The 14,692-nt window shown below is 51.8% G+C and carries 14 protein-coding genes; 13 read left to right on the forward strand and 1 reads right to left on the reverse strand.

The window, feature by feature from the left end; all coding sequences use genetic code 11:
- The first annotated feature begins 57 nt into the window (after positions 1-57).
- From V6936_RS15600 to V6936_RS15635, 8 genes are all read left to right on the forward strand, one after another.
- Positions 58-744 carry a type IV secretion system protein gene (locus V6936_RS15600; RefSeq protein ID WP_336580080.1) on the forward strand — a complete coding sequence of 229 codons (687 nt, stop codon included), beginning with the start codon at positions 58-60 and terminating at the stop codon, positions 742-744.
- An 8-nt stretch (positions 745-752) separates the two neighbouring features.
- Complete coding sequence (locus V6936_RS15605) at positions 753-1,694, forward strand: type IV secretion system protein (protein WP_336580081.1); 942 nt, start codon at positions 753-755, stop codon at positions 1,692-1,694.
- A gap of 235 nt (positions 1,695-1,929) precedes the next feature.
- Positions 1,930-2,616, forward strand: coding sequence for a virB8 family protein (locus V6936_RS15610; RefSeq protein WP_336580082.1), 687 nt, complete (start codon positions 1,930-1,932; stop codon positions 2,614-2,616).
- Positions 2,617-2,635: 19 nt separating this feature from the next.
- The gene (locus V6936_RS15615; protein ID WP_336580083.1) at positions 2,636-3,757 is read left to right on the forward strand and encodes a TrbG/VirB9 family P-type conjugative transfer protein; all 1,122 of its coding nucleotides are present in this window, start codon (positions 2,636-2,638) and stop codon (positions 3,755-3,757) included.
- Positions 3,754-4,872, forward strand: coding sequence for a type IV secretion system protein VirB10 (gene virB10, locus V6936_RS15620; RefSeq protein WP_336580084.1), 1,119 nt, complete (start codon positions 3,754-3,756; stop codon positions 4,870-4,872). The genes V6936_RS15615 and virB10 overlap by 4 nt, the downstream gene beginning before the upstream one ends.
- A gap of 7 nt (positions 4,873-4,879) precedes the next feature.
- Positions 4,880-5,881, forward strand: a complete 1,002-nt coding sequence (gene virB11 / locus V6936_RS15625; protein WP_336580085.1) for a P-type DNA transfer ATPase VirB11 — start codon at positions 4,880-4,882, stop codon at positions 5,879-5,881.
- Between the two features lie 20 nt (positions 5,882-5,901).
- Positions 5,902-6,168, forward strand: coding sequence for a hypothetical protein (locus V6936_RS15630; RefSeq protein WP_336580086.1), 267 nt, complete (start codon positions 5,902-5,904; stop codon positions 6,166-6,168).
- Positions 6,169-6,302: 134 nt separating this feature from the next.
- Positions 6,303-7,274 (forward strand): TrfA, encoded by a 972-nt coding sequence (locus V6936_RS15635; RefSeq protein ID WP_336580087.1) that lies wholly within the window; start codon positions 6,303-6,305, stop codon positions 7,272-7,274.
- Here V6936_RS15635 and V6936_RS15640 read toward each other — a convergent pair.
- Positions 7,255-7,443: a hypothetical protein gene (locus V6936_RS15640; protein WP_336580088.1), complete on the reverse strand. Its 189-nt coding sequence runs from the start codon at positions 7,441-7,443 to the stop codon at positions 7,255-7,257. The genes V6936_RS15635 and V6936_RS15640 overlap by 20 nt on opposite strands.
- Positions 7,444-7,896: 453 nt before the next feature.
- Here V6936_RS15640 and V6936_RS15645 point away from each other — a divergent pair, with 453 nt between their 5' ends.
- From V6936_RS15645 to mobF, 5 genes are all read left to right on the forward strand, one after another.
- Positions 7,897-8,361: a hypothetical protein gene (locus V6936_RS15645; RefSeq protein ID WP_336580089.1), complete on the forward strand. Its 465-nt coding sequence runs from the start codon at positions 7,897-7,899 to the stop codon at positions 8,359-8,361.
- 42 nt (positions 8,362-8,403) lie between these two features.
- On the forward strand, positions 8,404-9,147 hold the full coding sequence (stbB, locus tag V6936_RS15650) for a StbB family protein (protein WP_336580090.1): 744 nt from the start codon (positions 8,404-8,406) through the stop codon (positions 9,145-9,147).
- The gene (locus V6936_RS15655) at positions 9,140-9,574 is read left to right on the forward strand and encodes a hypothetical protein (protein WP_336580091.1); all 435 of its coding nucleotides are present in this window, start codon (positions 9,140-9,142) and stop codon (positions 9,572-9,574) included. The genes stbB and V6936_RS15655 overlap by 8 nt, the downstream gene beginning before the upstream one ends.
- 63 nt (positions 9,575-9,637) lie before the next feature.
- Positions 9,638-11,227: a helicase HerA-like domain-containing protein gene (locus tag V6936_RS15660; protein WP_336580092.1), complete on the forward strand. Its 1,590-nt coding sequence runs from the start codon at positions 9,638-9,640 to the stop codon at positions 11,225-11,227.
- Positions 11,228-11,265: 38 nt separating this feature from the next.
- Positions 11,266-14,190, forward strand: a complete 2,925-nt coding sequence (gene mobF / locus V6936_RS15665) for a MobF family relaxase (protein ID WP_336580093.1) — start codon at positions 11,266-11,268, stop codon at positions 14,188-14,190.
- Positions 14,191-14,692 lie beyond the last annotated feature (502 nt).

Here is a 14,692-nt window from a genome sequence, read left to right on the forward strand (position 1 = left end):
CTGCTAATCGTCTCGTGCAGATCAGCACACTAAGTAAAACACTTTAGGAGTCATGCGATGACACGCATTCGTGCGCGTGTGGTCAGCGTTTTGCTGGCTACATGCTTGACCACACCATTAGTCCAAGCAGCTGGTGGTATTCCCACGCTAGACGTTAACTCAATCCCTCAACTAAACGCTTTGCTTGATCAGCTGGAGACAGCACGAGCACAACTTAATCAAACACGGGCACAATTAGACGCTCTAACCAAGTCCTCCGGCTTCGGATATGTTCTAAACAATCCGTCCGTACAACAAGCAATTCGGGCGTCTCTACCATCGGATGCTGCTGCACTCATAGACAGGCTTGATGGGCAAAATACAGCACTTTCAGGAGCAGTTCACAACATTACCGCTGATGTAAATTCCTCAGTCGATTTTTCACGAGATCCAGAAGCGCTCCGTGAAAAAGGTGTTCGCCTAGCTGCGACACAGAGGGCAATGTCAGAGCAAGCCTATAACGCAATGACAAAACGTCTTGAAACGATTGATGGCTTGCAGGCCCAGATCAACCAAACGACAAATCCCAAAGAGATTGCGGAGCTACAAGCACGTATTGCTGTTGAACAAGCAAACATTCAAGCTGACCAGACCAGGGTGGAATTAGCAAAACAACAGTTTGCAGCAGAGCGTGAATTATTGCGAAAACGAGCAGACGTGATTTATGGAGGGTGGTTGGGAAAGAGCCAGGCCGCCAGTGAATAGGAGCGATCATGGCCTTTAATTCGTCCCAAATTTCTCAACCAGAGAATGCTGACAGAATCGCCGAATGGTTGATGAAGCAAGTGGATGTGGTGTTAAGTTCTGCGGTTGCTAAGCCGATTGAGCAACTGACCCATGCTATTGCACCCATCATTATTATCGGTTTAACCATTCAGTTTTTGTTTTACACAATGGCTATTATGCGCGGTCATGGAAACATGACTGTTACTGAGTTAGTTTGGAAGTATATCCGTATCGCAATAATTGCCAGTGTCGCAACGGCAGGAGGGTTTTACCAAACAAATATCGCAAATACGATGCTTTCCCTACCAGATGACATGGTCTCTGTAGTGGCTGGAAAAACGACTGTTGCTACTGAAATTGATCAACTTCGCTTAAGCTCAAAAGAGGCAGCGGATGAGATTGATAAAAGAGACACAGGGTACCTACCTAGCTCAGAGGACATTGTCTTGTGGTTAATGAAAACTGGGATTCATGTTAATGCAATGGCTGTAGGTGCTGTGATTGCCATTTTGATGATAGTCGTTAAAGTTGGAATGGCGTTAATCGTAGCCACAGGGCCAATATTTATCTCAGCATTAGCATTCGATCGCACAGAGGGCATGTTTAATAGTTGGATTGCACAGGCTTTAAATTTTGTTTTTCTGGCGCTGTTGGCAGGACTTCTCTTTGGGGTTCTCATTCAAATCAACATAGCCTATGTCAAAATGATGATCCAACTTATTGGCAATGGAACATATTCTGTACTCCCACTTGTTACAGCCCAACTCCTAGTTGCCTTAGCTAGTATTTTTGTCATGATCATGATTCCCGGCATTGCACAAGGTTTGTCGGGTGGTTTTGGCGCTCAATTCGGCGTCGGTAGCGCTATGCGCGGGACTATGACAGCGCTAAGAGCCGGTCATCTTGTACGCAAACTTCTTGGTCGATAACCCGTCGTCGGCTTTACATCCCATCTGAAATCTTTCTCAATTTTTATTCAGCCCTCTACGTTAAGTCGTAAGTGGGCCAGGAGTTGTTTTCCCATGAAAGTCTCTCTTACCACGATGGCCCTGGTCATCGTGTTAGCTGGTTGCGCCTTTACCCCACCCCAAGCACCTCAACCGGCTGACTCACCCCAGGTTCCTGTCAACGCAACTGCCCCATTGCAAGCATCTGGAGTTGTTCATGAGTAAGCACTTGGAAACTTTTAATGTCGCCCAGGAGCTTGAAAAGAACCGTGGTCTGGAGCGCGACCTAACCAAAGAGTTAGTCTCCAGTCGGCGTCTGGCGTGGCGAGTTTGTTTTTTTATGTGCGTGATGGCACTGGCCAGTGTACTGGCAGTGACAGCACTAGCACCTTTGAAACAACCTCCTGAGATGTATGTGGTGCGTGTCAACGATGCGACGGGTTCCATTGAACACGTCAGCCGCCTGGGTGACCCACTCGAAACCTACGGTGAACGTGTCGACAAGTATTTTCTCAATACGTATGTACGTAGCTGCGAAGGGTATAACTGGTACACGATTCAAGAACAGTTCGATACCTGCGCATTGCTATCTTCGCCACCAATTCAAGCGCAATATGGCAAACGATATGTTGGACCAAACGCACCGACAGAACGATTGGGCCAGTTGGCAAATCTTGATGTTCAAGTGCATTCGATCACTTTGGGTGCCAATCAAACGGCTACAGTCCGATTCAGTACGACTCAACGTGAAGTTGCTACAGGCCGAAATGAGCGCGAGCAACACATGATTGCCACTATCGCCTATGGATACATCAACGTGCCATTGGATGAATCAGTTGCGCGTCGTAATCCCCTTGGTTTCCAGGTAAACCGCTACGACCTAGCCGTCGATCTATCACGTTAAATCCGAAGAAGGAGTTCCCATGAACCGATTTGCCCAAACGGCACTGGCGGTGGCGTTAGCGTGCACGGTCGTTATGCCCGCTGCTGCCTTAAATGAGCCCCAACGCTCTGCCTCCGATCACCGCGTGCGATACGCACAGTTCGACCCTGCAAATGTCATACAACTCGATGCGGTGATTGGAGTGGCAACCATGATTGAGCTTGAGAAAGGTGAAGAGTATCAGTTCCACGTCTTCGGTGACAGTGAAGCCTATGACTTCACCGCTCATGATAATTACGTTTTTTTCAAACCGATGATGGAGCAAGCCGACGGCAATTTGATCCTGATTACTGATCGACGTAATTATACGTTTCGAATCACGTATCACAACGACCGTACTACAAACCGCACGCTCTACAAGCTGGTCATGCGGTACCCAGACAGTGACGCCGTTCAGACGCGCCAAGAGGCGCGTCAACAGTATGTTCAAAACGCCTTTGCGCGAGCTGGTCAGCCGATAAACTGGCAAGCGTATACAAAAAGCGGTGACTTAGATTTGGCCCCTGTTCATGCTTGGGACGATGGGCAGCAGACTTGGCTGCAATTTGCCCCGTCTGCTGAAATCCCGGTCGTATACCGGGTCACAGAGGATGGGCAGGAAGTCCTGACGAACTATCACATGGCAGATCACCGAACGATGGTCTTGCATCGAACCAGCAAACGTTGGCATATCCGATTGGGAAACCGGGTTGTGGCCATTCATAACTCTGAATTTGGCCAAACACCACCAAAACCGTATACCGGCACTGTTTCACCATCGGTCCAACGCGTTATCAATGGAGTCGAACCAGCCAGCTTGCCACCACCCGTCGTCGAGCCCACCGCGAAAGAGGTGACTTATTCCGTTTCATCAACGGTAAATCCACAAGCCAATGAGTTGACGCCCAGTCAGCTCAAAGTGCAAGACGGACAGACCTGGATGAAGTTTGCTCCTGGCCCCCTACCACTAGTTCAGCCTCTTGACGAGTCGGGCTTGCCTTTCCAAGCCAAGACCACAATTCAACGAGACAACATGCTGGTAATCGACAGCACAGCGTCTGCCTGGCAATCACAGCAAGGGGAATCCATTCACACCTTCACCACGAAGGAGTTTTTGAAATGAGCAGTACCGACAAGGACACCACCAGCATTGAGGATCGCGGGCCTATTGAATTAAGTGGCGCACGACGACCACTGCCACCAGGTGCGAAAGGTTTTTTGTGGCTATGCATGCTGATCGCCATTGGCATCATCAGCTTTGTAAGCTGGCGCTGGCTGGCAAACAGTGATGAAGCATCCGATGGCGAAGATGACTTATCCGTCAGCGGTATCAGCAACTTGCTTCAGTTACCTGAGGTCAAAACGCGGCAGGCACTCCCCCCCAGTGTGGAGCCCCCTCCACCTGAACAAACGACTTCTAGCGAATCATTGGTCGATCCGATTATCCCTATGCTGCCCAAGGTGATCAATGGTGTCGACTCTCGACGTTTGCGTAGCCCTTTGCGAGCGCAAAGTAATGAAGGACAGCAGACAAGCCCACAAAACGCGACTTCTGTCTCGGTCAATAGCGATGCGGGTCCCTTGGCCAATCAGCTGCGTCCGCTCGAACTGGCACCGTCGGTGGCCGGGCAACTCGGGAACCGCAACTTCCTTATCACTCAAGGCACGATGATCGATTGTGTCATGCAAACCCGACTGGTCACCGCCCAGGCTGGCATGCTGACCTGCAATGCCACCCGAGATGTGATGAGCGCGAATGGCAAAGTCGTGCTGATCGATGCCGGGACCAAATTTGTTGGCTATCAAAGCGGTGGGATTGTTCAAGGTCAGCCACGCGCTTTTGTAACTTGGCACCGTCTGGAAACCCCAAACGGGGTCATTCTTAATCTAGGCTCACCTGGTACTGGTTCACTGGGCGAAGCCGGGGTCGATGGTGCCATTGACCATCACTTCTGGGATCGACTGGGCAATGCCATTTTGCTCAGTTTACTGGGGGATTTGGGTAGTTGGGCATCCAACCAGGGCAACAAAGGAGATGGAAACATCCGATTCGACAACACCCGTGAAGGTGGTCAGGAAGTGGTGGCCAAGATTCTTGAGCATTCCTTAGACATCCCTCCAACCCTCTATAAAAACCAGGGCGAACGTGTAGGCATCATGGTCGCTCGCGATCTGGATTTCAGTAAAGTCTATGAACTCAAACCCACTTACTCCCGATCAATCGAAGAGCTGCAATAGAAGCATCATGAACCAACTTCTTGATTCGGGTTTCGCAGCACGAGCTGAGTTGCAACCGTTGAGTCCATTTTTAAACGACACCACCATTACCGAGTTAGCGATTGTGCGACCTGAGTTTGTCTTTGTGCGTCAACGCGGTACTTGGCATGAGCATACGTGCCCTGATCTCACGGTATCTAATCTGAAAGGCTTGGTATTGAGCTTGGCCGTCTATAACGGCCTAGATTTGACGCCAATCATGGTGGTGCGCTTACCAGATGGTGAGCGAGGACAAGTGGTGCAGCCACCCGCTTGCCCAGAGGGCACGTTCATTATCAATATACGCAAGCACACAAAGCTCGTTAAAACATTGGAAGAGCTAGAAGCTGATGGGGCCTTTGATAATGTCCGTGACAGTCTGGAATTGCTTGATGATCAAGGGCTCACGCCAATTGATCAATATCTGCTAGAGCTAAAACAGCAGCGAAAATTCACTGCGTTTCTGCATGAAGCCGTTCAGGCCCGATACAACATCATTGTGGCCGGACCCACCAACTCAGGCAAAACCACGTTTGCACGATCACTGATTGAACGGGTTCCGGTCAATGAGCGTTTGATTACGATCGAAGACGTGCATGAGTTGCTATTGCCCAACCACCGTAACGTGGTGAACCTGTTTTATGGCAAAGGGCAAGGGCGTGTATCAGCAACGGAGTGCGTAGAAGCCTGCATGCGTTTGTCACCGGACCGTATCTTCCTGGCCGAGCTACGCGGCTCAGAGGCCTGGGAATACATGACAGCGTTAAACACTGGTCATCCAGGCTCGGTCACAACGATTCACTCAAACAGTTCACTGGAAACCATTGATCGAGTGATCGCCTTGATCAAACAATCGCCTACGGGCGGCCAGCTGGATCTGGAGACAATCCGCATGTCCTTGCGGAACACGATTAACGTCGTGGCGTTTTACAGAAACTTCGAACTCGAAGAAGTGTTCTTTGATCCGCGCAATCGTCGCCCTGGCCTTTAACCTTATAAATGGAGAACACCATGGTCGAGCCCTATCAAGGTGTCGGTTATGCCGTCTTTTCTTATAACTTAATGGCTGACATTTACAACAACGGCCGAGCCGAACGAAAAAATCTACAACAAATCGCATCTGACATTGATGCCAGCTACCCGTGGGATGAGCGGTGCGGGTGGCGCTATAAAGAATGGCTACGCGCACGGCGAGAGTTCTTTGAAGAGCATGACCTACCCGGTCTGCAACCGCGCCGTAGTCTCAAATTGGGTAACGAACTTTCAGTTTATCGCTGAACGTTTGTACCAGCCCCTCTGCAACGATTAACCGCTACGCACGCCGTATGTGCATGAAGCGGTTTTTTTATTGAATGGCACAGGGGCGCCCATCCAAGCGGCAGCGGCCCTGTGCCTAAGCTATTTGGATTGCCATGCCTTCGCCAACCCAGCACTCTGCCAACCGATTAAACGATGCTCTGAGCCGTTTAGCCAAAACAGCCAGCACGCGAACAGCGACACAACACTCACAGGAACCTCTCAAGTACCAACAGACAAACAAACCTGCTTTCAAACGCATTTTCCTTCCAGGCATTAGCGAAAATATACGAGCAATGCCTAACTACATCGCTCGTAGTAGTGTCTTCGCACCAATTGCACGTGGCCATCGCAAGATGCACGATGATGCTCTGTTCCTATGTAACGAGCGAGTTGTTATCAAAGGCTCTGGCAAGCAACTGTGCGAAGACCATGCCGATGTATGGATGCATGCCATGTACTTGCAGATGACTTGTCCATCTGGCCAACAGCCTGTCGTCAACCGAGCCGATTTTTTACGGGCACTTGGTCGAAATACGAGTGGCGCCAGCTATCAGTGGCTACATAATGCAATGAAAGACCTGGCCAGATTTACGCTATCGATCGAGGCAAAAAGGACAAATGGTAGTTTGAAATACAGCTTCGGCAACCATCCTTCCAGCCGAGTTCTGGCCATGCTAGGAGGCTTTGATTATGACGATGAGCTCAATGAATATACGCTGTACGTGGACCCACGATGGACCCAGATTTTTGGCAACCGTGAATTTACCTTGATCGATTGGAATACCCGGTTAAACATGCGCTATGCGCTGTCCAAAAGCCTACAGCGCTTAATCGGCACTTCAAAGGATGCTGAACAGCGCTACAGCCTGCAAATCCTCAAAGAACGTGCCCAATACGCAGGCCGGATGCGTGACTTCAAACAGGCGCTGGAACGAGCGATTAATGAGTTGGCAGAACTCGGTCTAATCCTCTCGCCTCGTATCGAAACAAGTCGACGGGGCGTGGAACAAGCTGTTTGGAATCGAGTCAGCGATGAGACTCAATTTGCCTATAAGCTAATCTTAATTAGCCCACTAACATCGTAATACCATCGCGCTTGATAGTCACTTTTTCACCAAGCTGAGCCTGTGGATAACCAATTTCCAGCATCGTAATGGCATCGCGCTCCGTCGTAATAGCGTCGCGCTTTATCGTAATAGCGTCGCGCTTTATCGTAATAGCGTCGCGGTTACATTTCTGAAAGCCTTTATCCACGAGGGTTTCAGAGCCTCTGTTACACCTCTACCTTATTTCTACCTTCTTTCTACCATATAGGGCTGTGGATAACTCGATATTTGGACTCATTGAAAGTTACAATTGTGAAACATTTATCCGTTGCAACATTTCTCCCATTCCAAGCCCAGACCTAGTGATCGAGGTCTGTATCACGTCAGTCCCCCACGCTAGTCGCGTGGGGGAAAGGTAGACCCCAAAAGAACATTAGTCCCCACCCTGACGGGCGGGGATGGATGTACCCCTTGGCCGCGGAACCCCTGCCGGGTTCCCTGTCCAGTCCTCCCAGGGTCGGACTGCGGCCTCGACCCTTCCCCGTGGGCCTTGCCCCCCACGCCCGTATCCGGGCGCGGCTCCCCCAGCGCGACAAGCCGCGCTTCTGTCTTCAACCTGGAAAGTGGCATTTGCTTTCCAGCACAACCAGGAACCCAATCCATGCAAGTTGACCAATTCGTCGAGCAATTTCGTCGAGCATTGGCCGTTGCTGACCCGCGAGCCACGGTCACAGCACGCGTTCGTTTACTGCTGCCACTGATCGAACAGCGGCTGGCCAACGGATCGTCATATGCCGCGGTCGTCGATGATTTGAACGCGGCGGGAATCCCGATTTCGCATTCCTTTTTTTCTAAAGCCTTATGGCGCCTGCGTCAGTCGAAGAAACCTCACACATCCACAACCGAGGTTCCAATCTTGACCAAGCCATCCCTTGGCGTGCCTGCACCGCCTATCACGTCAACCACTCCGGTCAAAGCTCCAGTCCTTCGCACCGAAGCGGTGCAAGGCCGTCCTAATGCCATTGAGTCACCCGCTGACTTGCGCAAATACCGCGACATGAACATTGACCTGGATGCGCTGCGCGAAGAAGGCCGTGCTATGCGGGCCAAGCCGAAAACCTCTTAACACCACCTTTGACTCACTCTCACAACCTGAAGGAAATCTTTCATGAAAATCGCCGTTTTGAACTACACCGGCTCGGTCGGTAAAACCGTCGTAGCATCGCATCTGTTGGCCCCGCGTTTGAATCATGCACAGATTTTCGCTATCGAATCGACCAATGAAACAGCGCAAGATCTAGGGCTGGATGTTGATCAGCTTCGCGGGATGCAGTTTGGCAAACTGTTCCGCGGTTTGCTCACGCTAGACGATGCGATCGTGGACGTCGGAGCATCGAACATCGAGGAATTTTTGGCGCACATGTCCCGCTACGACTTATCCCATGAAGAAATTGACCAATTTGTGTTGCCGGTCGTCCCGACGGGCAAAGCACAGCGAGAGACCATAAAGACCGTTGCCGCATTGAGCGACCTGGGCGTGCCTGCCAATCGGATACGCGTGCTGTTCAACCGCGTAGAAAGCGATGTGAATGAAGAGTTTCTTGCACTGCTGACCTACGCCAAGAAAACCGGCGAATTCATCGCTAATCCAAACGCCGTCATTTTCGAAAACGAGGTGTTCGAGCTACTGGCCGATAAACGCATCACTATCGCGTCGATACTGGCCGATCAAAATGACTATCGCCAGCTCTTGCGCGAGGCAGACCCAAAAGATCGTAAACGCATCTCACACCTGTCGGACATGCACACGTTAAAAGCACTGGCACGCCCTGTAGATCGTCAGCTTGACCGTGCATTTCAGGCCCTATTCGGGGATGTACTGCCTTCCACCAACGGAGCTTCGCATGAGTGAGGAAAAAACAGCGCGGACAAAGTTGGATCTGTTGTACCAAGAGACTCTGGGTGATGTAGCCGGGCTGATTGAACGTACAGAGCGCACTAACGACAAACTGCGCGAAACAGTCACGGCGCTTGTAGCCGGTATCGAGGCATTTTCCGCTGCCAATAAGCAGTTGCAAGACTTACCCGAAGATTTGGCCAACACCCTGGGAGCCGTGCTCGATCGCGCCAGTATCGAACTGACCGATCAAGTGGTGCACAACGTGCAAAGCAGTCTCTCACCCATCCGCGCGGAGTTGAAGCTAATCAGTGCTGACACCGCTCGATATGCCAGATTTGCCCATGCCTCGGCACGCAAGATGGCAATTTTTGCCTTGCTGGTTGGGGCTAGTGCCGGGGCAGGAGCCACCGTACTTTTGTTCCGCTTTCTTACCTCATAAACACGTCTGTATGCCTATGCCCTGGGGCTGAACCCTAGGGCATATCTTTTCAAGGATTTTTTTATGTCACCGATTACGAGACGACGCTTGTCGGTATTGTTAATTGTTGCATTCCCGCTGCTGGCATGGATAACAGCCGCGAGCCTGGCCAGCGGGGTGGCAGTCAATCGTTGGGACGCACGCACCACCTGGCATTTGCTGACAGCAACCGTCCAGTACCCCGTCCTCTATGTTCCCCCTGTCATTGGATTTGTCTTTTCATTGGTTGCCGTCGTTGCATTGAGCAAAATGTTTAAACGCACGGCCGGTTTTGAAGGCGACCGTTTCACACGACATATCCGGGGCACGAAAGTCGTCCCTATTGCCAAGCTACGTTCGCAATGTACGGACCGATTACACCTACAGGTGGACGTGGCTTCTGTACCAATGCCGCTCAAAGTAGAAAACCTCCACACCCTTATCGGAGGTGCTACAGGCAGTGGTAAATCCGTGGTATTACGCAGAATGGCCAAGTCCGTGAAAAAACGTGGGGACCGAATGTTTGTGATCGATCCCGATGGCGATTTGCTCAGCAAGTTCTGGAAACCGGGAGACATCATCCTCAATCCGTACGATGCTCGTTCACCAGGCTGGGCATTCTTCAATGAAATTAGGGCAGAGTACGATTGGAAACGCCTCTCCCATTCGATGGTACCGATGAGCCAAGACAAGAGCGCAGAGGAATGGAACGATTACGGACGTTTGTTGCTGCGTGAGACTGCTAAAAAACTCTATACCGTCACACCTGACAAAGCACATATCGACGAGCTGTTTCGGCTGTGTACGATTGAAGACCCTGCCAAGCTCAAGGACTACCTGGAAGGTACATTGGCTGAGTCGCTGTTTGTCGGCTCATCTGAAGCTAGCAAAGCGCTATCCAGTGCCCGCTTCGTACTGTCGAACAAGCTGTCCGAGCACACCAGCATGAAATCCGGCTCATTCTCGATTCGTGACTGGATTGATGATCCCGATGGTGGAAATTTGTTCATCAACTGGCGTGAAGACATGGTGACAGCAATGAAGCCATTGGTCTCCTCTTGGGCTGATGTGTTCATTACGGCTGTTCTGTCATTGCCCGAGGATTCAAAGCGGCGCTGGTGGTTGTTCATCGACGAGTTGGCCAGCCTGGACGCCCTACCTTCATTGGAAGATGGGCTGACCAAGGGCCGTAAAAAAGGACTGCGTATCGTCGCAGGCTTACAAAGCACGTCCCAGTTGGACTACATCTACGGCGAGAAAAAGGCCCAAACGATTCGTGCTAGTTATCGTAACTTGCTGGTGCTCGGTGGATCTCGTACTGACCATGAAACTGCTGAGGATCTGAGCAAGAGCTTGGGTGAGCATGAGGTAGAGCGTCATAGATATAGCGTCTCTCGCTCCGTGGGTGATCGCAATACCAATGATCAAAATACGCCGGTCACAGAGCGGGTGGTCACCGCTGCGCAGATTCAGGCCTTTGATGACTTAAGCGGCTATGTCGCCTTTGCCGGTAAGTACCCGATTTCACGGTTTAAGTTGCAGTTTGAACCCTTTCCTAAAGTCATTGAGCCGTTCATTGAATCGAGCCAACTCAAGCGCATTCCCCGTTCAACACAAGACACGGCTGCCGCTTAGTAATGTCCTTCCCTTGTCTTGTAAGCAGGAAACACATCATGATTACTAAAGAAGTTCTACATCGCTCTGCAGCCGCCAAGCATACGCACTACTATGGCGACCAGGCCGATGACTACTATAGCCGTGATGGCCAGGCAGCCATCTGGCAAGGCAAGGGTGCCCATATGCTTGGGGCTTCCGGGGTAGTCGATACCCAGCGCTTTCATGCGATGTTGCGCGGTGAGTTCGGCCATGGCGTTAATGCTGGCAGTAGCATTCGTCACGACTCACAGGCCCGCTCAGGCCTGGATCTGACGATTTCAGCGCCCAAAAGTGTTTCATTGCAAGCCTTGATCGGTGGTGATGAGCGCATCATTCTCGCCCATGACCGCGCTGTGGAACGCGCATTGGCCTATGCAGAGCAGCATTTCGCGCAATCCCGCCAAACCATACGTGGTAAATCACACGTGGAAAACACCGGCAATCTGATCATCAGTAAATTTCGACACGAAACGGCCAGAGCCACAGACAACTCCCCTCCGGACCCACAGCTCCACACACACGCCGTCATCATGAACTTGACACAGCGCAAGGACGGCAGTTGGGCCGCGCTGAATAATGATTTACTGGTTCAATCCCGCCCGCTCCTGGACTCGATCTACATGGCTGAATTGGCAAAAGAGTTAACTGCCATTGGCTATGATCTACGCTTTGAAAAGAGCCACATCGAACTGGAACATATCTCACGTGACCAGATCGAGCACTTTAGTAAACGCAGTGCGCAGATGCACCAGCGACTTGCCGACGCGGGCCTGGACGGTCACGCCGCCTCTCATGCACAACGCCAGATGGCCGTTCTGGCCACACGCAAGGCCAAAACCCAGGAGTTCACCCGCGACCAGCTTCAAGCAGACTGGTCAGCACAAGCCAAGGGCATTGGCATCGACTTCCAGAGCAATCTGCACGCCTCAAAAGAACGCGCCAAGGATCTGGCCAGCCTTAATCTCCACTCGCCTGAGCCCGAGGCGCGTCAACGCATTGCCGATACCGCGATGATCTGGGCGATCAAACATTTGTCCGAACGCGAAACAGTCATGAGCCAGTCCGCATTGCTCAGTCACGCACTGTTGCATGGGGAAGGTGCTGTCAGCGCAGAGCAATTGCGGCAGTCTTTAAACCGACTGGTCGAGCAAAACAAGTTGGTAGCTAGGGCATTTCATTACCGCAGCAGCTCTGACCATGAAGCTAAACCGCGCACCCGTCAGGCCTGGGCGCAAGAGCTCGTCCAACTGCGCGGCATCGCCATTGAACAAGCTCTGCAACAAGTCGACCAGGCCATCGATGTCGGTCGATTAACACCCACTGAACCACTCTTTGCGACTCAGACAGCATTGCGCAGTGAACGCGATATCGTGTCCATGATGCACGCGGGGCGCGGCAAGGTAGCGCCTGTGCTCGCGCGTGATCATTTACATGCGGAGTTAACCGACACCACCCTCACTCCTGGCCAGCGCAGTGCCATCGAACTAATGCTGTCAGGCCAAGACCAGGTAGTGGGTGTGCAAGGATTGGCCGGAACGGGAAAATCATACGCATTACAAGAAACCAAGGCTTTGTTAGAGGCACGTGGATATCGCATGATCGCCCTGGCTCCTTACGGTGCACAGGTCGCCAATCTGCGCCAAGACGGCATTGAAGCGAATACGGTCGCCTCGATGACTACGGCCACCGAAACCGAGCGCCTGGACAGCAAGCTGGGAGAAAAAACGGTCGTCGTCATTGACGAGGCGGGGGTTATTCCGGTGCGCGAGATGCAAAAATTGCTACACCGATTGCAGCCCAGCGGCGCTCGCATCGTGTTACTCGGAGACACTGGCCAGACAAAGGCAGTCGAGGCCGGTCGGGCATTTGCACTGCTGCAAGAACAAGGCATGAAAACCGCTCTCATGGGTGATATTCAGCGCCAGAAAAGTGACACCCTTAAACAAGCGGTCGAACTAGCCGCCATTGGCAAAGCCAGCGCATCGCTCAAGGTCCTGGAAGATCATGTCGTGCAGATTGACGATCGCATCACAAAAATGGATGACGGCACCCAAATACGCGATAGCAGTCCTCGCTATGAAGCGATCGCACGCGAGTATGTGAACCTGTCTGATTCTGCACAAGCTAATACGCTCATTGTCACTGGAACCAACCTCTCTCGTCAGGCCCTGAACCGACGAGTGCATGAGCTCAAAGGTCTGAGCGGTAAAGGACGGCAATACCGCCTGCTCTCCCGTCACGACACTACCCGAGCTGAGCGTCGCTGCGTTAAATATTACACGGTCGGTGATATCGTCCAGCCCGAGCGCGATTACAAGAACGGGATGAAACGAGGTCAGCTGTATGAGGTCGTCGAATGCAACCGCTCCACCGATAGGCTGATCGTTTTACCCTTGCGCCCCGATCCTGGCCAGGAAGCGCAACCCATAGAAGTAATCCCGAAAACCATGAGCACGCTATCGGTCTATCACCAGCACACCGCAGAAGTATCCGTAGGCGACATGGTTCGGGTCACTCGCAACAATGCTGAGCTCGACCTGGCCAATGGCGAGCGCTATGAAGTACTCGGTATTGCGCAAGACTCAGTTACCATTGCAGCCAATGGCCGAGCCGTCACCTTATCCGCTGATCAACCTCTGCACCTGGATCACGCCTACGCGACGACTGCCCATAGTGCCCAAGGGCTGACCTGCGATCGCGTGCTTTACAACGCGGAAAGTTTTTCACGCACCACGGCCCAGGACACCTATTACGTGAGTATTTCGCGTGAACGGCATGAGGTCACCGTCTTCACAGATAACGCCACGCTACTACCCAAAGCAGTCAATAGAAAGGCCTACAAAGGGCTGGCTCATGACTTGCTGGCCCCCCGTAACAAGGCCAAGTCACACACACTTGACCACACGAAACCAGAGAAACAGCATGCCGAGCTGGAGATTTGATGAGTTTGACAATTTATTGTCAAGGGTTTGTCAATGATCTGTCTATTGACGGTCAATGATTTGTCTATTGATTGTCCAGTCAGTGGGGGCTAATAGTCTAACGATTGTCCATAAACTGGCAATTGGCTTGTTTTTAGCTCATGTCTACACGTCAAAGCTCCACATCTGTAGCCCATTGAAATGGTGTATTTACTGGCTTACGGATGATTCTGTTGCTCTATTTGGTCCACACTGGCTAATGTCGCCAACTTTTTGAAAGCCCGCATTCATGCGGCTTTCGGCACCCCTGCAGGGGTGCGTCTTGTGTGAGACCTTAAGGGCCACAAAGAGCGCCAGCTCGTTGTGGGACTTTTGGTCTCTTGCCTGGTCACCAGACCAGGCAGCGTCACTCTGATGGGGCCCCGGCTTAGCCGGGGAAACACACTATTCCACTAACTCCGATTTGACCGCTGCTGTTAGACAGTGCGGCCAGATTGTCACGCCTTTATCGCTCTGATGAGGG

It is taken from the genome of Alcaligenes sp. CHO6 (assembly GCF_037120595.1).
Lineage (GTDB): Bacteria > Pseudomonadota > Gammaproteobacteria > Burkholderiales > Burkholderiaceae_B > Alcaligenes > Alcaligenes ammonioxydans.

Bases quoted from the DNA above. Each gene is read 5' to 3' on its own strand.
- V6936_RS15605 (WP_336580081.1), top strand. From the start codon at position 753: ATGGCCTTTAATTCGTCCCAAATTTCTCAACCAGAGAATGCTGACAGA.
- V6936_RS15600 (WP_336580080.1), top strand. From the start codon at position 58: ATGACACGCATTCGTGCGCGTGTGGTCAGCGTTTTGCTGGCTACATGC.
- V6936_RS15660 (WP_336580092.1), top strand. From the start codon at position 9,638: ATGTCACCGATTACGAGACGACGCTTGTCGGTATTGTTAATTGTTGCA.
- V6936_RS15635 (WP_336580087.1), top strand. From the start codon at position 6,303: ATGCCTTCGCCAACCCAGCACTCTGCCAACCGATTAAACGATGCTCTG.
- V6936_RS15645 (WP_336580089.1), top strand. From the start codon at position 7,897: ATGCAAGTTGACCAATTCGTCGAGCAATTTCGTCGAGCATTGGCCGTT.
- V6936_RS15655 (WP_336580091.1), top strand. From the start codon at position 9,140: ATGAGTGAGGAAAAAACAGCGCGGACAAAGTTGGATCTGTTGTACCAA.
- V6936_RS15630 (WP_336580086.1), top strand. From the start codon at position 5,902: ATGGTCGAGCCCTATCAAGGTGTCGGTTATGCCGTCTTTTCTTATAAC.
- stbB (WP_336580090.1), top strand. From the start codon at position 8,404: ATGAAAATCGCCGTTTTGAACTACACCGGCTCGGTCGGTAAAACCGTC.
- mobF (WP_336580093.1), top strand. From the start codon at position 11,266: ATGATTACTAAAGAAGTTCTACATCGCTCTGCAGCCGCCAAGCATACG.
- virB10 (WP_336580084.1), top strand. From the start codon at position 3,754: ATGAGCAGTACCGACAAGGACACCACCAGCATTGAGGATCGCGGGCCT.
- V6936_RS15610 (WP_336580082.1), top strand. From the start codon at position 1,930: ATGAGTAAGCACTTGGAAACTTTTAATGTCGCCCAGGAGCTTGAAAAG.
- virB11 (WP_336580085.1), top strand. From the start codon at position 4,880: ATGAACCAACTTCTTGATTCGGGTTTCGCAGCACGAGCTGAGTTGCAA.
- V6936_RS15615 (WP_336580083.1), top strand. From the start codon at position 2,636: ATGAACCGATTTGCCCAAACGGCACTGGCGGTGGCGTTAGCGTGCACG.